Source organism: Candidatus Rokuibacteriota bacterium (assembly GCA_016188005.1).
Taxonomy (GTDB): domain Bacteria; phylum Methylomirabilota; class Methylomirabilia; order Rokubacteriales; family CSP1-6; genus UBA12499.
On the sequence record JACPIQ010000030.1, the window covers coordinates 1 to 16909 of the forward strand.

General features: G+C 72.3%; 16 protein-coding genes. 10 read left to right on the forward strand and 6 right to left on the reverse strand.

The features are described 5' to 3' along the window. The coding region (locus HYV93_07005) for a CDGSH iron-sulfur domain-containing protein (protein ID MBI2525716.1) at positions 1 to 144 on the forward strand (144 nt) is incomplete at its 5' end. Between the two features lie 200 nt (positions 145 to 344). Here the strand turns inward: HYV93_07005 and HYV93_07010 are convergent. From HYV93_07010 to HYV93_07020, 3 genes are all read right to left on the reverse strand, one after another. Beyond that, positions 345 to 530 (reverse strand): CDGSH iron-sulfur domain-containing protein, encoded by a 186-nt coding sequence (locus tag HYV93_07010; protein ID MBI2525717.1) that lies wholly within the window; start codon positions 528 to 530, stop codon positions 345 to 347. Between the two features lie 92 nt (positions 531 to 622). Beyond that, entirely contained in the window at positions 623 to 1507 is an 885-nt protein-coding gene (locus HYV93_07015; protein MBI2525718.1) for a phosphoribosylaminoimidazolesuccinocarboxamide synthase, read from the reverse strand. Between the two features lies 1 nt (position 1508). Next, on the reverse strand, positions 1509 to 2312 hold the full coding sequence (locus HYV93_07020; protein MBI2525719.1) for an SDR family NAD(P)-dependent oxidoreductase: 804 nt from the start codon (positions 2310 to 2312) through the stop codon (positions 1509 to 1511). Positions 2313 to 2427: 115 nt separating this feature from the next. On the opposite strand from HYV93_07020, the gene HYV93_07025 reads away from it, so the two are divergent. Both HYV93_07025 and HYV93_07030 read left to right on the forward strand, forming a co-directional pair. After that, positions 2428 to 4977: a M1 family metallopeptidase gene (locus tag HYV93_07025; protein ID MBI2525720.1), complete on the forward strand. Its 2550-nt coding sequence runs from the start codon at positions 2428 to 2430 to the stop codon at positions 4975 to 4977. 69 nt (positions 4978 to 5046) lie between these two features. Then, positions 5047 to 6180 (forward strand): amidohydrolase/deacetylase family metallohydrolase, encoded by a 1134-nt coding sequence (locus HYV93_07030; protein MBI2525721.1) that lies wholly within the window; start codon positions 5047 to 5049, stop codon positions 6178 to 6180. Between the two features lie 33 nt (positions 6181 to 6213). Here HYV93_07030 and HYV93_07035 read toward each other — a convergent pair whose 3' ends face one another. After that, on the reverse strand, positions 6214 to 7314 hold the full coding sequence (locus tag HYV93_07035) for a hypothetical protein (GenBank protein ID MBI2525722.1): 1101 nt from the start codon (positions 7312 to 7314) through the stop codon (positions 6214 to 6216). Positions 7315 to 7396: 82 nt separating this feature from the next. Next, complete coding sequence (locus tag HYV93_07040) at positions 7397 to 8605, reverse strand: MFS transporter (protein ID MBI2525723.1); 1209 nt, start codon at positions 8603 to 8605, stop codon at positions 7397 to 7399. A gap of 90 nt (positions 8606 to 8695) precedes the next feature. Here HYV93_07040 and HYV93_07045 point away from each other — a divergent pair, with 90 nt between their 5' ends. Both HYV93_07045 and HYV93_07050 read left to right on the forward strand, forming a co-directional pair. Next, positions 8696 to 9703 carry a D-cysteine desulfhydrase family protein gene (locus HYV93_07045; protein MBI2525724.1) on the forward strand — a complete coding sequence of 336 codons (1008 nt, stop codon included), beginning with the start codon at positions 8696 to 8698 and terminating at the stop codon, positions 9701 to 9703. A gap of 13 nt (positions 9704 to 9716) precedes the next feature. Further along, on the forward strand, positions 9717 to 10568 hold the full coding sequence (locus HYV93_07050) for an alpha/beta fold hydrolase (GenBank protein MBI2525725.1): 852 nt from the start codon (positions 9717 to 9719) through the stop codon (positions 10566 to 10568). 319 nt (positions 10569 to 10887) lie between these two features. Here HYV93_07050 and HYV93_07055 read toward each other — a convergent pair whose 3' ends face one another. After that, positions 10888 to 11652: a 3',5'-cyclic-nucleotide phosphodiesterase gene (locus HYV93_07055; GenBank protein ID MBI2525726.1), complete on the reverse strand. Its 765-nt coding sequence runs from the start codon at positions 11650 to 11652 to the stop codon at positions 10888 to 10890. Between the two features lie 197 nt (positions 11653 to 11849). Here HYV93_07055 and HYV93_07060 point away from each other — a divergent pair, with 197 nt between their 5' ends. The 5 genes from HYV93_07060 to HYV93_07080 all read left to right on the forward strand — a co-directional run bounded on the left by HYV93_07060 (position 11850) and on the right by HYV93_07080 (position 16906). Then, on the forward strand, positions 11850 to 12485 hold the full coding sequence (locus HYV93_07060) for a corrinoid protein (GenBank protein ID MBI2525727.1): 636 nt from the start codon (positions 11850 to 11852) through the stop codon (positions 12483 to 12485). Next, positions 12485 to 13408, forward strand: coding sequence for a homocysteine S-methyltransferase family protein (locus HYV93_07065; protein ID MBI2525728.1), 924 nt, complete (start codon positions 12485 to 12487; stop codon positions 13406 to 13408). Before HYV93_07060 ends, HYV93_07065 begins: the two co-directional genes overlap by 1 nt. 70 nt (positions 13409 to 13478) lie before the next feature. After that, positions 13479 to 14522, forward strand: a complete 1044-nt coding sequence (locus HYV93_07070; protein MBI2525729.1) for an AI-2E family transporter — start codon at positions 13479 to 13481, stop codon at positions 14520 to 14522. A 16-nt stretch (positions 14523 to 14538) separates the two neighbouring features. Continuing rightward, positions 14539 to 15060 carry a shikimate kinase gene (locus HYV93_07075; GenBank protein MBI2525730.1) on the forward strand — a complete coding sequence of 174 codons (522 nt, stop codon included), beginning with the start codon at positions 14539 to 14541 and terminating at the stop codon, positions 15058 to 15060. 1 nt (position 15061) lies between these two features. Next, positions 15062 to 16906 (forward strand): bifunctional homocysteine S-methyltransferase/methylenetetrahydrofolate reductase, encoded by a 1845-nt coding sequence (locus HYV93_07080; protein ID MBI2525731.1) that lies wholly within the window; start codon positions 15062 to 15064, stop codon positions 16904 to 16906. The last annotated feature ends 3 nt before the right edge of the window (positions 16907 to 16909 follow it).

A 16909-nucleotide genomic window follows, 5' to 3' on the forward strand; every position in this document is an offset into this window, starting at 1 on the left:
GTGACCGGAGAGTGCCAGGTGACCGATGCCGAAGGGAACGCGGTCGTCCCGAACGCGAACCCCTTCTACCTCTGTCGCTGCGGGGCCTCCGCCAACAAGCCGTTCTGCGACGGCCAGCACAAGAAGATCGAGTTCAAGAGCTAGTCGCCCCGCCCAAATCCGAAGACAGGGCGCCGGCCGGGGCGGGGGGCCTCCCCGCGGAACACGCTGAGTCGCATCCCGCGGCTACGTCTCGTGACGAGCCACGAGATCGAGGTCTTCGGCTCCGGTATCGCGCAGAAGCCACGGTTCCGCGGGGGGCCCCCCGCCCCGACCGGCAATCTTCGGATTTCCGCGCGGGGCGACTAGGCCTTGAACTCGACCTTCTTGTGCTGGCCGTCGCAGAACGGCTTGTTGCCGGAGGCGCCGCAGCGGCAGAGGTAGAAGGGGTTCGCCTTCGGGACCAGTGCCTTCCCCTCTGCGTCGGTCACCTGGCATTCTCCGGTCACGACGATGGGGCCGTTCGCGAGGACCTTCATGGTCACGGGCATGAGCACTCTCCTTGGAATGGATTCGGCCCCTTGCGCGAGAGGCCGGTCGGCAGTATACACCGACGGCGGTGGCCCAGCTGGCCGCGCACGTGTCAGGCGCCCACGAGCCGCCGCAGGGCCTCGCGGTACTTCTCGGCGGTCCTGGCGATGATGTCGGCGGGCAGGCGCGGGGCCGGCGGCTTCTTGTTCCACGGCTGCCGCTCCAGCCAGTCGCGGACGAACTGCTTGTCGAAGGAGGGGGGGCTCGCGCCCACCCGGTACTCGCTCACGGGCCAGAAGCGCGACGAGTCGGGCGTGAGGATCTCGTCGATGAGGAATACGGCGCCGGCCGCATCGGTGCCGAACTCGAACTTGGTGTCGGCGATGATGATGCCGCGGGTGGCGGCGTACTCGGCGGCGCGGGTGTAGAGGCTGATGGCCGCCTGGCGGACCTCGCGGGCGACCCCGGCGCCCAGGCGCCGCTCGGCCTCCGCGAACGGGATGTTCTCGTCGTGCTGGCCGGCCGGCGCCTTGGTGGAGGGGGTGAAGACGGTCTCCGGCAGCTTCTGCGCCTCCTGAAGGCCTGCCGGCAGCGCGATCCCGCAGATCGCCCCGGTCTTCTGGTACTCCTTCCATCCCGAGCCGATGATGTAACCGCGCACGATCGCTTCGATGGTCAGCGGCGTGAGACGCCGCGCCACCATCGCCCGCCCGCGCACCTGGGCGCGCTCCGCCTCGCCCGAGACCACCGACTCCGGGTCGATGCCGGTGGTGTGGTTGCGCACCAGGTAGCCGAGCTTCTTGAACCAGAAGTCGGACAGGGCAGTGAGCACCTCCCCCTTGCCGGGGATGGGGTCCTCGAGCACGACGTCGAAGGCCGACAGGCGATCGGTCTGCACGATGAGGAGCTTGTCCTCACCCACCGCATAGATGTCCCGCACCTTGCCGCTGTGCAGGAACGGCAGGCTCCGGATGTCGGTCCTGAGCAGCGGCGTCATTTCATCGTGACTCGTCGATGCCCCGGGCCAGGCGCTCGAAGCGGCGGCGCAGCGGCTCGAGCCCCTCCGCGTGGGTGATGACGTGGAGGCGGTTGTCGCGGACAGCGCGCAGGACGCGCTCGGCCACGTGCTCCGGCGTGAGGTAGCGGCCGATCAGCTCCACCGCGCGGCCCGGCGGGTCTTCCGGGTTCAGGAGGTGGGTCGGCCGGTTGCGCGAGCTCTGGCGGATCCGGGTGGTCACGCCCATGGGGCAGAGCACCGAGACCCCGATGCCGTAGGGGCGCAGGTCCTTCGAGAGCGTCTCGGACAGCCCCACCACGGCGTACTTGGTGGTGTTGTAGACACCGAGCCCCTGCGAGGCGATCAGGCCGGCCATGGATGCGGTGTTGACGATGTGGCCGCCCTGCTTCTGGGCGATCATGCGCGGCACGAAGGTCTCGATCCCGTGGATCACGCCCCACAGATTGACGCCGACCACCCATTCCCAGTCGCGATGGGTCGCCGCCTCGAGACCGCCGCTCACGGTGACGCCCGCGTTGTTGCAGAGCACGTGGACCCCGCCGAAGTCTTGCCAGGCCCGGTCGGCCAGGGCCTGGACGTCCGCGAGCCGGCTGACGTCCGTCCGCAGCGTGATGACGCGCGCCCCGGCGGCCCCGACCTGCGACGCGGTCTCGTCCATGCCCGGCCCGTCCAGGTCGGCGATGACGACGCGCATGCCCTCGCGGGCGAAGGCCAGGCAGAGGGCGCGCCCGATCCCGCTGGCGCCCCCGGTGACCACGGCCACGCGATCCGTCAGGGTGTCCACCGGGCGCGAGTGTGGGGCCGTCGCCGCGGCGATGTCAAGAGTGTGTCGCCTGGGCGACTCTGGTATCCTCCGTAGGGCGCCAGCGGCCCGTCGCGGCGCAACGGGAGAAGAGATCATGGATCATCGCTTGCCCATCACGGTCGTGCCCGGCCGGTACGACATCCGGCTCGAGCCCGATCTCGACACCGCCACCTTCAGGGGCGAGGAGACCATCGCCGTCACCGTGCGGGAACCGGTGACGGAGATCCTGCTCAATGCGGCCGAGCTCTGCATCCTCGCCGTCACAGCCCGCGACGCGAGCGACGCGGCGGTGGAGGGGCGCGCGGAGCTCGACGAGGCCGCCGAGCGCGCCCGGCTCAGCTTTCCCTCGCCCCTCCTCCCCGGCCAGTGGCGCCTCACGCTCCGCTTCACCGGCACCCTGAACGATCGCCTCCACGGCTTCTACCGCAGCACGTACAAGGACGCGGCCGGGGCCTCCCACACGCTGGCGGCCACCCAGTTCGAGGCCACCGACGCGCGCCGCGCCTTCCCGTGCTGGGACGAACCCGGCTGCAAGGCCGTGTTCGGCGTCACGCTCGTGGTCCCCGAGCGGCTGGCCGCGGTGTCCAACACCGCCGTCGTCCGCGAGGAGCGGACGGAGGACGGCCGCAAGGTCGTCACCTTCGCCGACTCCATGAAGATGTCCACCTACCTGGTGGCCTTCATCGTGGGTGAGCTGGAGGCGACCGCGCCCGTCATGGTGGGCCAGACGCCGCTGCGCGTCTGGTGCGTGCCCGGCAAGCAGCCCCTGGCGCGCTTCGCGCTGGAGGCCGGCGCCTTCGCGCTGGACTTCTTCGAGCGGTACTACGGGCTGCCGTACCCCGGAGACAAGCTCGACATGCTGGCCATCCCGGACTTCGCCGCCGGAGCGATGGAGAACCTTGGCGCCATCACCTATCGCGAGACCGCGCTGCTGGTGGACGAGACGGCGGCCTCCCACACGGAGCTGGAGCGCGTGGCCGACGTGGTGGCACACGAGGTGGCGCACATGTGGTTCGGGGACCTCGTGACGATGGCGTGGTGGAACGGCATCTGGCTCAACGAGGCCTTCGCCACGTTCATGGAGATGCTGGCGGTGGAGGCCTGGAAGCCTCAGTGGGAGCGCTGGGTCACCTTCGGGGTGTCGCGCGCCGCCGCCATGGGCGTTGACGGCCTCCTGTCGAGCCGCCCCATCGAGTTCGAGGTGCGGGCGCCGCGCGACTGCGAGGCCATGTTCGATCTGCTCACGTACGAGAAGGGCGCTTCGGTGCTGCGCATGCTCGAGCAGCACCTGGGGCCCGAGGTGTTCCGCGACGGCGTCCGTCGCTATCTCCAGCAGCACCGCCACGGCAACGCCGAGACCACCGATCTCTGGAAGGCCCTCGGTGAGGCGGCCCGGCAGCCGATCCCCGAGGTGATGGACGCCTGGATCTTCCGCCCCGGCTACCCCGTGGTGACGGTGGAGAAGGACGGGCCCGGCCTCAAGCTCTCCCAGCGGCGCTTCACCTATCTCGAGGCCGGGCCCGAGGAGAGCGAGCACTGGCGCATTCCGGTCGCGCTGCGCGCCTCGGTCAAGGGAGGCTGGGTCGAGAAGCGGGTGTTGCTCGAAGAGGCCGAGGTACGCGTGGCGCTGCCCGCCCCGGCGGACTGGGCGGTGGCCAACGCGGGCGGGCACGGGTTCTATCGGGTGCAGTACGCGCCGGCCATGCTGCGGCGGATGGCCAAGGCGCTGTCGCGCATCCCGCCCATCGAGCGCTTCAATCTGGTCAGCGACGCGCTGGCGCTCACCCAGGCGGGCGCCATGTCGGCCGCCGAGTACCTGGACCTGACGGGCTCCTTCCGCGATGAGACGGACCGCAACGTCTGGGCCGTGCTCACCGGGTCCCTGGCGTACCTGAACCGGATCCTGCCCGAGACCGTGCGGCCCCGGCTCGAGGCCTGGGTCCGCCACCGGCTGGAGCGGGCCGTGGAGCGGCTGTCCTGGGAGCGGCAGCCCGAGGAGAGCGAGCTCGCACGCCAGCTCCGTGCCGATCTCCTCCGCGCCCTCGGCACGCTGGGCAACGACGAGGAGACGCAGCGGCGCGCGCGGTCGGTCTACGAGGGCTACCGGCACGACGAGACGGTCGTGGATCCCAACCTGCTGCCCGCCCTCATCGCGATCCTCGCCGCCTCCGGTGGCGAGGGCGAGTACGAGGAGTTCCTCCAGCGCTTCAAGAGCGCGCGCACGCCCCAGGAGGAGCAGCGTTACCTCTACGCGCTCGCCGCCTTCCGCCAGCCCGAGCTGATCCGCCGGACGCTCGCGCGCACCATCAATGGCGAGGTCCGGAGCCAGGACGCCCCCTTCCTGGTGCGCGCGCTGCTGGGTGGCGTGTACTCACGGGGGCTCGCGTGGGACTTCGTCAAGGAGCACTGGGAGACGATGGCGCGGCAGTACCCGGGCAGCGCCTATCGGCGGATGTACGAGGGCGTCACGGCACTGGTGAGCCCCGAATGGGAGCAGGAGGTGCAGGAGTTCTTCGCGAGCCGGGGCATCGTGCTCGGCGGCAAGACGCTCGAGCAGTACCTCGAGCAGCTGCGCGTCGCCGTCCGCTTCCAGGAGCGGGAGGCAGCGGCGCTGGCCGCGCTCCTGGCGCGCCCTCCCCGCTGACGGGACGTCCACGGAGTCCGGCGGCAGTCGCGGATGGGGCAGAGGAACCCGACTACGGGAGGGGGGCGCATGGACTTCGACCTGATCCTCCGCGGCGGAACCGTCATCGATCCCGGGCAGGGCGTCGACGGGCCGTGCGACGTGGCCTTCGCCAACGGCCGTGTGGCCGCGTTGGGTCCGGACCTTTCCGTCACGGCCGCCGAGGTCGTGGATGTCACTGGCAAGCTCGTGACGCCGGGGCTCATCGATCTGCACGGCCACTTCTTCCATCGCGGCCAGCCGCTCTTCGTGGATCCGGACGATCTCTGTCTGCCCGGCGGCGTCACCACTGCGGTGGACGCCGGGAGCAGCGGCTGGGCGACCTACGCGGGGTTCCGCGAGTACGTCATCGCGCGCGCCGAGACCCGCGTGCTGGCCTTCCTCCACCTGGCGACCACAGGTCTGGCCACACTGGCGGCCGGCGTCGGGGAGCTCGAGGACCTCCGCTTCGCCCAGGAGGAGCGCACGCGCGACGCCTTCCGGCGCTTCCCCGAGCTCCTTGGGCTCAAGGTCCGCATCCAGCGCGCGGCGACGGGGGAGGCCAACGCCCTGCCAGCGCTGGAGATGGCCCGCCGCATCTGCGACGACGCGAGCACGCGGCTCATGGTGCACGTCTCGGGGACGCCGATCCCGCTGCCGGTGATCCTCGACCGGCTCAGGCCCGGCGACGTCGTGACGCACATCTTCAACGGCCACGAGCACGGGATCCTGGACGGCGCGGGGAAGGTCCTCCCCTCCGTCCGCGACGCCGCGGCGCGGGGGGTGATCCTCGACGTGGCCCATGCCGGCGTCCACTTCGACGTCGAGGTGGCCCGGGCCGCGCTGGCCCAGGGGTTGCCACCCACGACGCTGTCCACCGACATGGTGAGACCTGCCGTGGCGCGCCGCATGTACGACCTGCTCGGCGTCATGTCAAGTTTCCTCGCCCTGGGACTGCCGCTTCCCGAGGTGATCCGCGCCGTGACGGAGGCCCCGGCGCGGGCGATCGGCCAGGCGGGCAAGCTCGGCGCGCTGGCGCCCGGCGCCTCCGGGGATGCGGCGGTGCTCGACCTCGAGGAGGGCGACTTCACCTTCGGGGATGCCGCCGGCCACGACTTCAAGGCCGCGCGCCGCTTCGTCCCCGTGCTCACCGTCCGTGCGGGCCGCCGGTGGCGGCGCCGCTGAGCCCTCTCCGGGCCCTCGGAGTTCCGGGTCGGCTCACAGGGCCAGCAGCTCGTCGGCCAGGCGCAGCAGCCGCCAGCCGTCAAGGGCGCGCCGGGCCGTCGCCTCCCAGACGCCTCGAGGGCCGGTGTGATGAAAGGACTCGAGGATCACGACCCGGGCCCGGCCCTCGGCCGCCTGCGCCAGCCTCAGGCTTTCCGTGAAGGGGATGGACTCGTCACCACTCCCGTGGGCGATCAGGAGCCGCCCGTGGAGCGTGGGGATGGCGGGAAGCGGCGAGAGGCGGTCAAGGGCCTCCAGCGCCCGGGACGGCAGGCGGGACAGGAGCGGTGCCACAAGGTCCTCGCGCCGGTTCAGCGCCAGGGCCATGGCCGCCTGTCCTGCCTCGCCCAGGGCGCTCTCCAGGCCCGTGGTCGGATCCGCGGGGTCGGCGAGCTTCCGCCGCGCGATCGCGGCGAGCCCCTCGCGATCCCTCTCGCTGTCCACGAAGCCCGCCAGCAGGGCGACGAGCTTCCAGCGGTTGTACTCCTCGTGTCGCTGCACGTAGCGCCGGCCGCCGAGCTCGTGGACGCCCGTCGAGATGTAGGCGATCACGTGGCGCAGATCGGCATAGCCCCCGAAGCTCCCGGCCAGGCGGACCTCGGGGAGGGTGGCGGCCGCCAGCAGGGCGGGCCCGGCCCCGAAGCTCAGGCCCACGACGCCGACGCGGTCGCCGAGGCCCGCGGCGTGCTGGATGGCCGCGCGGATCTCGTCCACCTCGCGCCCGCCGAGCCGGAGCGCGGCCAGTCCCTCGACGTGCGGGACGAGAACGAGCAGCCCATGGCGGGCGAGCAGCCGGGCCAGACGCATCAGCTCGGGATGACGCCGACCCGCGGGAGAGAGGCCGTGAACCAGGACGAGGGCACCCCGCGGCCCGGGGCGGCGGTAGAGATCGGCGTGGACGGGTCGGCCGCCAGCGCCGAAGCTCACCTCCGTGCGGATCGCGTCCCGGGCGACGGGTGCGAGCCACCGCTCGGTAGAAGGGAAGGCGAGGGCCAGGGTGAACGCGACGGGCGCGCCGAAGCGCCACGCCAGCGCCAGCCCGAGGAGTGCCGCCAGGAGTCCTGCTCCCAGAAGCCGGCGGCCGCGCGAGCTCATGGCTCCGTCGCCCGGCTCGCTCCCGCTCGCCCCATTTCCATATCCGCTCGCCTCGCCTAGCGGCTGCGGCTCGCCCGGCGCGTCAGACGGCGCCGGGTCGCGTCGTCAGAACGAAGACGGCCAGGGCCGCGAGCCCCGCACCGGCGAGGCCCGTCGCGCAGAGGTAGATGACGAGGTAGGAGGCCGTCACGTCGTAGAGCCACCCCGACATCCAGGGGCCGGCGGCGGCGCCCAGGCTGTTGCCGATGCTGAGAAGCCCGAAGACGGCGCCGTACCGAGCCGGCGGGGCGATGCGGCTCAGGAGGACGGCGACGATGGTGGCCCTCGAGCCCAGCGGCAGGAAGAGGAAGAGCGCGTAGCCGTAGGCGACGAGCCGTCCCGGCCAGGCCTCCATCCCGAGGAGGCAGAGCATTCCCACGATCGAGCAGCTGAAGGACAGGAAACCCGCCGGCGGGCCCCCGAAGCGATCGGCCGCGAGGCCGGCCAGGGCCCGCCCGATGGCGGCGAGCACGCCGCCCACGGCGAGGAGCACGGAGGCCTCGGCCGCCGAGAGGCCGCGGGCGGTGAAGTAGAGCGCGTGCTGGGTGGTGGCGAGATAGCCGAAGAGCGGCGGCACCGCGAAGACCACTGCGAGGGCCCAGAAGGGCACCGAGCGGACGATGCCGCCCACGCTGCGCGGCGCCGTGAGGTCTCCGGCCGGCGTCCTGGCTGCGGGGATCTCGAGCCGGGTCGGGCACACCCGCCAGCCCCACGCGATCAGCGCCACCAGGGCGACGACGTAGCCGGCCAGGGCGCCGCGCCAGCCTGTCAGCGCGATCGCCCCCTGGATCCCCGGCGCCAGCGCATAGCCCGCCATGGAGCCGGAGAAGGCGATTCCCATGGCGAGCCCCCGGCGCCTGACGTAGACGTCGGCGAGCAGCGCGGCCTGCGTCACCATGCCCGTCAGGCCCACGCCGATGCCGCCGCCCAGCCCCACCGCGCCGATGAACATGGGGAGCGAGGTGGCCAGCGTCCCCACGGCGAGGCCCGTGGCCGCGGCGCCGAGGCCGAGCGTCACGATCAGGCGGGGGTTCCAGCGCGAGACGAGGTAGCCGGACAGCGGCCCGAGCACCGCGCCGCCGATCCAGAGGAAGGACACGGTGGAGGCGGTGGCGCCGCGAGAGCCCCCGAACTCGGTGAGGAGGGCGGGGAAGAAAATCGGGAAGGCATTACCGAGCCCGGAGACGAGCAGCATCGAGGCGAATGCGAGCCACAGCCGCGGGTTCGCCAGGGTCTCCCGGTCCGGGGTCACCCGGCCATTATGGCCGAAACCGGCGTCCGTCGTATCGCTCGGGAGCGGGAGCACGCGGAGGCCGCGAGAGGGGCGTGATACGATGACGCCATGGCCGTGCCGCCGCGCTACCCACTCGCGCTCGCCCCGACGCCGATCCTCAAGCTCGACCGCCTCTCCGCCCAGCTCGGCGTCGAGCTCTATCTCAAGCGGGACGACCTGACCGGCCTCCTCGAGTCGGGGAACAAGGTCCGCAAGCTGGAGTTCCTGGTGGGGGAGGCGGTCGCCCAGGGGGCCGACACGCTCATCACGTGCGGGACGCTCCAGTCCAACTGCTGTCGCGCGGTGTCGGCGGTGGCGGCGCGGCTGGGGCTCCGGGCCGTCCTCGCAGTAAAGGGTGGCAAGCCCGAAGCCTATGACGGGAACCTGCTCCTGGACCGGCTGCTCGGCGCCGATGTCCGGTATCTGTCGGGCGCCGAGTTCGAGCGCGTGGACCAGGTGCTCGCGGACCTCGCCGACGAGGTGAGGGCGCGGGGCGGCCGGCCCTACGTCATCCCGGAGAGCGGCTCCAACGAGGTGGGGGCGCTCGGCTACCTGGAATGCGCCGTGGAGCTGGCCGGACAGATCGGCCAGGGCGCGCCCCGCTTCGACAGCGTCGTCATCACGGCATTCAGCGGGAGCAGCCAGGCGGGGCTGCTGATGGGCAAGCAGCTGGCGGGCCTGCCCTCCGAGGTAGTGGGAGTGCCCATCGCACTGCCGGGCGCGCAGGTGCGCGACTACATCGCCCGGACCATGGTCAAGGCCATCACCCGGTTCGGCCTCGCCATCGAGGTGCCGAAGAGCATTCACCTGCTCGACGGCTATCAGGGCAGGGGGCGGGCCGCGGTGGGCGACGAGGAGCTCCGCACCGTCGTCCAGCTCGCGCGCCAGGAGGGCGTGGCCCTGGACCCCGTGTACACGGCCAAGGCCTTCGCCGGGCTCCTCGACACGCTCCGCAAGGACCCTCAGGCGCTGGGCCAGCGCGTGTGCTTCATCCACACGGGGGGAATCTTCAGCCTGTTCCCGTTCAGGGTGCCGCTCTCCCGGTTCCTGGACGGGGAGCCCCTCTTCTCCTCGTAGCCCCGAGACAGCCGTGCCCGAGCTCTCGCTGGTGGGCGCCGATCTGGACGGGCTGAGCCTCCACTACGTCAGGGAGGGGCGCGGGCCTGCGACAGTCCTGATCCACGGCCTGGGCGGGTTCGCCGAGTCGTGGCGCGGCACCATCGCGGCCCTCAGGGGCCGGGGCACGGTGATCGCGCTCGACCTCCCGGGCTTTGGCCGATCCGCGAAGCCGCGGCGCGACTACCGGCTGTCCTTCCACGCCCGCGCGGTGGAGGGCCTGCTCTGCGCCCTTGGCGTCGAGCGCGTCCGGCTCGTGGGACACTCCCTCGGCGGCGCGGTGGCGGTGGCCCATGCCGTCCTCTTCCCCGACCGCGTGGAGCGCCTGGCGCTCCTCGGCGCCACCGTGCCCGGCTTTCCGCTGCGCGCGTCCCTCGCCTACCGCCTCATGGTGCTGCCCGGGGTCGGGGAGATCGTTTCGAGCCTCCTCACCCCCAGCCTCTGCGCGGCCGCGCTGGCCCGCTGCTTCGCCGCTCCCGAGCCCGACGAGATCGCGTTCCTCGTTTCCCACGAGTACGCCGCCCGCACGAGCCCGGCGGGTCGCGCCGCTTATCTCTCCACGCTCCGCTCGGTCAAGGCCGACTTCACCGCGGACGCCGCGGCGTGCCGGAGGGCGCTGGGTCGACTGGAGGTACCGTCGCTGATCGTCCACGGCCGGCAAGATCCGGTGGTCCCGATGTCGCATGCGGCGGCGGTGGCTCGGGAGCTGCCCGTGGCGGAGGGGCGTTGGCTCGACCGCTGCGGCCATTTCCCCCAGATCGAGCATCCGGCCACGGTGAATGGTTGGCTGGCCGACTTCCTCTACGCGGGGACCCGCTCCCGCTGACCCCACGCGGCCGTGCCGGCGACACCCGGCGGGCGACGCGGCGCCGCAGTGACCGCGACTGAGATCGCCCGAGCTATCGATCGAGCGCGAGGATCCGGCGGGGGCGGGCGTGGCGAAGCCCGGGTGCCCGCGCCGGGGTCGACGGCGACTCGGATCGCGTGATGGAGGTCGCGCTGGGCGATCGTCCGGCGGGGGCGGGCGTGGCGAAGCCCGGGTGCCCGCGCCGGGGTCGACGGCGACTCGGATCGCGTGACGGAGGTCGCGCTGGGCGATCGTCCGGCGGGGGCGGGCGTGGCGAAGCCCGGGTGCCCGCCCCACTTCAAAGAGAGTAGGTCTTGCCCTGCTCGAGGATGTGGATGCGGGCGGGGTCGATCTGGGCCAGCTCCTCGGCTGTCTCCTGGTACAGCTGGGGCTTGACGTGGAAGATCCAGACGGGCAGCTCCGGGGGCATCTTGTCGATCTCGCGGCCCAGCATGGCCGGCGTGAGGTGGCCCGAGGCGCGCGCGTGAGCATCGAGCCGGTTGGGGAAGGCCGTCTCCACCACGAGGGCCTTGAGCCCGCGCATCTCTCTCGCTGCCTGCCACAAGCGCACCGTGGGGCCGGTGTCGCCGCTGTAGACGAATCCCGTCTCCCCATCGTGCACGATGAACCCCGCGGCGGCTACCGCATGATCCACCAGGATCGGCGTCACCCACAGGTCACCGACGCGCGCCTCGGCGTCCTCGGGGAGCGCGCGGAACCTCAGCACCGGCTCCGAGCGAGATGGGATCGCCGCGAAGTTCGGCCAGAGGAGGTCGTTGAAGGCATGGGTGCGGAGCGTGTCGATGACGGGGCCGATGCTGCAGGCGGTGACGTACCGCTCGGGAGCGATCATGGCCAGGGTGTCCGCGAGGAAGGCGAGGCCCACCGTGTGGTCCAGGTGGGCGTGGCTCAAGACGGCGTGCTCGACGGCGACCTGCTCGGGAACGGAGAGGAGGCCGCCGACCGTGCCGGCGTCCACCAGCACCCGGTCGTCCACCAGGAACGCCGATGGCCGCTGCCCCGGCCCCTCGCTGCCATAGGCCCCCAAAACCTTGAGCCTCACCGGACCCCCATTCCCTCGGGCGGGCCCCGAGGCTGCGATTGCGCGGATTCTAGTGTACCGGACGCAGGGCGGTCAAGCCGAATGGCCCCGCGTGCGTGCGGGACCACCCTCCTTCGCCTTGCGGAGCTCTCCGGGCCTGTGGGAGAATCCGACCCATGGCCACGCTGCGCGCCGTCGACGGCTTCGATTTTCCCGCCATGGCACGGGCCCTCGTCCTCGGCGACAAGGACACCGTGTTCAGGATGACGCAGGAAGGCTTGGCGCTGGCGCTTCCGCCCACCGACCTCATCTTCCGCGGGCTCATCCCCGGCATGGACGTGGTGGGCGAGAAGTTCCGGCGGAACGAGTACTACGTGCCGCAGGTGCTCCTGTCGGCCCGGGCCATGTACGCCGGGCTCGATCTGCTCAAGCCCCTGCTCACGGCCGCAGGGGCGGCGGGCCGGTCGCTGGGCGTCGTCGTCATCGGCACTGCCCAGGGCGACCTCCACGACATCGGCAAGAACCTGGTGGCGATGATGCTCGAGGGCGCTGGCTTCAAGGTGCACAACCTCGGGCGGGACGTGGCGCCGGAGAAGTTCGTGGCGGCGGTGGAGGAGCACGGGGCCCAGATCGTGGGCATCTCGGCGCTCATGACCACCACCATGCCGGCTATGAAGCGCACCATCGACGCACTCCAGAAGGCCGGGCTCCGCGAGCGCGTCAAGGTCATGGTCGGCGGCGCCCCGGTGACCCAGGCCTACTGCGACGAGATCGGCGCCGACGGCTACGCCAGGGACTCCACCCTGGCGGTGGCGCGCGCCAAGGCGCTGATGGGCGTCGCGGCGCCCGTGTGATGGGCGCCCGGGGGCGCGGCTGGGAGATCGTCGAGCGCGCGGCGGCCGGGGAGCTCCTGGTCTTCGACGGGGGCTACGGCACGGCGCTCTTCGAGGCGGGGCTCGCCAACGGGGCCTGCCCCGAGCTCTGGAACGACACCCACGCCGACGTGGTGCGGAGCATCCACGCGGGCTACTTCGCGGCCGGCTCCGACCTCGCCGAGACGAACACCTTCGGTGGCACCCGGCTCAAGCTCCACGAGTACGGGCTCGGCGACCGCACCCGCGAGCTCAACGAGAAGGGGGCCAGGCTCGCCCGGGCCGCCTGCGCGCCCGGCGGGTACGTGGCGGGCTCGATGGGACCCACGAGCCGCCTGCCCGCCGAGTACGAGCCGCTGGGCGACACCAGCGACGCGCAGTACGTGGCGACCTTCACGGAGCAGGCCGAGGCGCTGGCCGAGGGCGGCGTGGATCTCTTCGCCGTGGAGACCATGATGTTCCCCCAGGAGGCCGTGGCGGCCATCCGGGCCTGCAAGGCGGCCACCGACCTGCCCGTCATGGCCACCATGTTCTTCCAGTACGAGGAGCTGCACGACCGCGACCGGACCATGTGGGGCGAGAGCCCCGCGGACGTCGCGCGCAACCTGGTGGCTGCGGGGGCCGACATCGTGGGAATGAACTGCGGGCGCGGTCCGGACCGCGCCGTCGCCATCATCCGCGAGATGCGCGCGACCGTCCGCGTGCCGCTCGTCGCCTATCCCAACGCCGGCCTGCCGATCACCACGGGAAGCCGCACCACCTACGAGCTCGGCCCCGAGGCGATGGCCAAGGAGTACCCCGCGCTGCTCGACGCCGGCTGCACCATCGTCGGCGGCTGCTGCGGCTCTGGCCCCGAGCACATCCGCCTCATTGCCGAGGTCGTCCGCTCCCGCCGCAAGCGGTGAGCCTGCGCCTGTCCGCGCCCTGTTCCGGGCCGGTCGCCCTCCGCGACCTCCCGCCCCACATCCGGTCGGGGTGAGCGTGCTCCCCTGGGCGACCATCGGGCGGCTGCTGGCGGCCGTGGCCGGGGTCTGGGTGTTCGCGCGGACGTGGCAGCTCTGGATGCTGCTGCTCACCGCGCTGATCCTAGCCGCGGCCATCCTCCCCGCGGCGCGCTGGGGGGACCGCCACCGCGTTCCCCGGCTCGCCACCGTGGCCGGCGTCTACCTGGGTGCGGCGCTCGTGGTCGCCGTGCTCGGGCGCTTCCTCGTCCCCGCCTTCGTCGAGCAGGGGACGCAGTTCGCGGCCCAGCTCCCGGCGCTCATCGAGAATGCGAAGGGCTGGGCGGCGCAGCTGGTCGCCTGGGGGGCGCGCTGGGAGATCCCGCTGCCCGCAGTGCCGGCGGGCGGCGAAGGCCTCACGGGCCTGGGCAAGATCCTGCTCGAGAACACGCTCCGCGCGACGGCCGGGGTCATCGGCGCTGTCGTGGGCTTCTTCCTCATCGTCGTCCTTGCCGCTTACCTCGTGATCGACGCGGAGCACCTCGGGCGCGCGCTGGCGGCGCTGCTGCCTGCAGCCCACCGGGAGCGCGCGGCAGCCCTGGCTCCCCCCGTGCTGGCCGTCATGGGAGGCTATGTCCGCGGCCAGTTCGTCGTGAGCCTGTGTGTCGGCGGGGTGATCGCGGCCGGGCTGGCGCTCCTGGGCGTGCCCTACTCGCTCCTGATCGGGGGCATCGCCGCGACGCTGAACGTGATCCCCTTCCTCGGCTCGCCGGCCGCCGCCGTGCTCGGCATCCTCTCCGCGTTCAACATCTCCGGCTCGCTTGCGCTCTGGACGGCCCTCCTCTTCTGGGGAGCCAATCTCCTGGAGGCCAAGCTCCTCGTGCCCTACTTCGTCGGCCGCGCCACGGGCCTGCACCCCGTCGCCGTGCTCCTCGGCATCCTGGGCGGCGCCCAGCTCGCGGGTCTGGTGGGGGCGCTGGTCGCCATCCCGCTCCTGGCCGGCGCCTGGGAGGTGGTGCGGCAGTGCTGGGTGGATTCCCCGGGGCGGGGCGCCGGGCTCGCCGCGCAACCGAAGTGATACGATTGCGCCTGCGATGGCCGAGAACCTGATCCTCGTGGGCTTCATGGGCGCCGGCAAGTCCTCGGTCGGGCGCCTCCTGGCCAAGCGCTCGGGCCGCTGCTTCGTGGAGACCGACGACATGATCACCGGCCGGGAGGGGTGCTCCGTCCCCGAGATCTTCGCCCGGCACGGCGAGGCCCACTTCCGCGCCGCGGAGGAGGAGCTGCTGGGCCTCCTCGCCTTGAAGCAGGGGGAGGTCATCGCGACGGGGGGCGGGCTGCCCTGCCGCGAGGGGCGCATGGAGGCGCTCGCCGCGCTGGGCACCGTGATCTGGCTCGCCGGCGACTTCGACACCCTCTATGAGCGCGCGCGCCGCGCCGGCGACCGGCCGATGCTCGCGGGCCGGAGCCGCGGCGAGGCGGAGGCGCTCTACCGGTCGCGCGAGCCCTTTTACCGGCAGGCCGCGCTCACCGTGAACACCTCCGGCCTCGGCCCGGATGAGGTCGTAGCCCGGATCCTCAGCGCGCTCGCGGCCCGCGCGCAGGCGGCCCGCTAGCATGGCCGCCCCCTTCGCCGCTCGCCTGGCCGAGCGCCCGCTCCTGGGCGACGGGGCCATGGGCACCATGCTCTACTCGCGCGGCGTGTCGCTGGACGCCTGCTTCGACGTCCTCAACGTCAACGAGCCGAAGCTCGTCCAGGCCATCCACGCCGAGTACATCGCGGCCGGCGCCGACTGCATCCAGACCAACACCTTCGGCGCCAACCGCTTCAAGCTCGGCATCCATGGGCTCGCCGCGAGGGTCGGGGAGATCAACCTCCGCGGGGTGAAGCTCGCGCGCGACGTGCGCGAGAGCATGGGGCGCGACGTCTTCGTCCTGGGCTCCGTGGGGCCGCTCGGCAAGTACCTGGCGCCCCTCGGCGCCGTGGAGCCCGGCGAGGCGGGCGCGGCCTTCCGCGAGCAGGCCGAGGGGCTGCTCGCGGGCGGGGTGGACGGCTTCGTCGTCGAGACCTTCTCCGATCTGACCGAGCAACGGCTGGCCGTGGAAGCCATCCGCTCCCTTTGCGATCTCCCCATCGTGGCGACGGCGGCCTTCACCGACGAGAGCGTGACGTTCCTCGGCCGGAGCCCGCTGGAGGTGGTGCGGGCGCTCCGGGCGCTGGCGGTCGAGGCCGTGGGGGCGAACTGCTCGGTGGGCTCCAGCGTCCTGTATGACGTCCTCGAGCAGATGCTGCCCGAGGCGGGCGGGCTGCCCGTCGTGATCCAGCCCAACGCGGGCCTGCCGAGCCGCGTCGGCGAGCGGCTCATGTATCTCTCCTCGCCGGCTTACATGGCCGACTACGCCGCCCGCATGATCGCGGCCGGAGCCCGGATGGTCGGCGGCTGCTGCGGCACCACGCCCCAGCACATCCGCGCCATGCGCGAGGCGGTGGACCGCCACGCCCCGGCGCGGGCGGCAGCCCGGGTGGCGCCGTCGGTGGCGCGCGTCGAGGCGGGCGTGACCGCCGCTCTGGGTCCCGCCGCAGGCCCCACGCGGCTCGCACGCGGGCTCGAGGCGGGGGAGTTCCTCGTCACGGTGGAGCTGGACCCGCCGCGCGGCCACAACATCGAGAAGCTCGTGCAGGGGGCCAAGCTCCTGAAGGAGCGCGGGGTCGAGATCCTCGACATCAACGACGGCTCCCTCGGGCGCGTGCGCATGTCGGTGCTGCCGACGGCGATGCTGGTGCGCGAGGCCACGGGGCTCGACATCAACATGCACTTCACCTGCCGGGACCGGAACCTCATGGGCATCCAGGCCGATCTCCTCGGCGCGCATGCCATGGACATCCGCAACATCCTGGCCATGACGGGCGATCCGCCGCGCACCGGCGACTACGTCAACGCCACCGCCGTGTTCGACGTGGATGCCATCGGTCTCATCCGCATCCTGGCCGGCATGAACCGGGGACTGGACGCCACCGGCACCTCCATCGGCGAGCCCACAGCCTTCTGCGTGGGCGCGGCGCTGAATCCGGCCGCCGGGGAACCGGGGCGGGAGATGGAGCGCTTCCTCCACAAGGTGGAGGCTGGCGCGCGCTGGGTCCAGACCCAGCCCGTCTACGATCTCGAGGTGCTCGATCGCTTCTTCGCCGGGACGCCTCCACCGGTGCCGGTGATCGTGGGGGTGCTGCCGCTGCACTCCTGGCGGCACGCGGAATTTCTCCACAACGAGGTGCCGGGCATCACCATTCCGCACGGCGCCCGCGCCCGGATGCGCGAGGCCGGGGACCGGGCGCTCCGGGTGGGGATCGCCATGGCCCAGGAACTGGTGGGCCAGATCCGCCGCCGCTATGCCGGCGCCTACCTCATGCCCTCGTTCGGGCGCTTCGAGGTCGTGGCCGAAGTCCTCGAGGCGCTGCACTGACCC

Bases quoted from the DNA above. Each gene is read 5' to 3' on its own strand.
- HYV93_07030 (MBI2525721.1), top strand. From the start codon at position 5,047: ATGGACTTCGACCTGATCCTCCGCGGCGGAACCGTCATCGATCCCGGG.
- HYV93_07080 (MBI2525731.1), top strand. From the start codon at position 15,062: ATGGCCGCCCCCTTCGCCGCTCGCCTGGCCGAGCGCCCGCTCCTGGGC.
- HYV93_07015 (MBI2525718.1), bottom strand. From the start codon at position 1,507: ATGACGCCGCTGCTCAGGACCGACATCCGGAGCCTGCCGTTCCTGCAC.
- HYV93_07025 (MBI2525720.1), top strand. From the start codon at position 2,428: ATGGATCATCGCTTGCCCATCACGGTCGTGCCCGGCCGGTACGACATC.
- HYV93_07010 (MBI2525717.1), bottom strand. From the start codon at position 530: ATGCCCGTGACCATGAAGGTCCTCGCGAACGGCCCCATCGTCGTGACC.
- HYV93_07035 (MBI2525722.1), bottom strand. From the start codon at position 7,314: ATGAGCTCGCGCGGCCGCCGGCTTCTGGGAGCAGGACTCCTGGCGGCA.
- HYV93_07060 (MBI2525727.1), top strand. From the start codon at position 11,850: ATGGCACGGGCCCTCGTCCTCGGCGACAAGGACACCGTGTTCAGGATG.
- HYV93_07065 (MBI2525728.1), top strand. From the start codon at position 12,485: ATGGGCGCCCGGGGGCGCGGCTGGGAGATCGTCGAGCGCGCGGCGGCC.
- HYV93_07075 (MBI2525730.1), top strand. From the start codon at position 14,539: ATGGCCGAGAACCTGATCCTCGTGGGCTTCATGGGCGCCGGCAAGTCC.
- HYV93_07045 (MBI2525724.1), top strand. From the start codon at position 8,696: ATGGCCGTGCCGCCGCGCTACCCACTCGCGCTCGCCCCGACGCCGATC.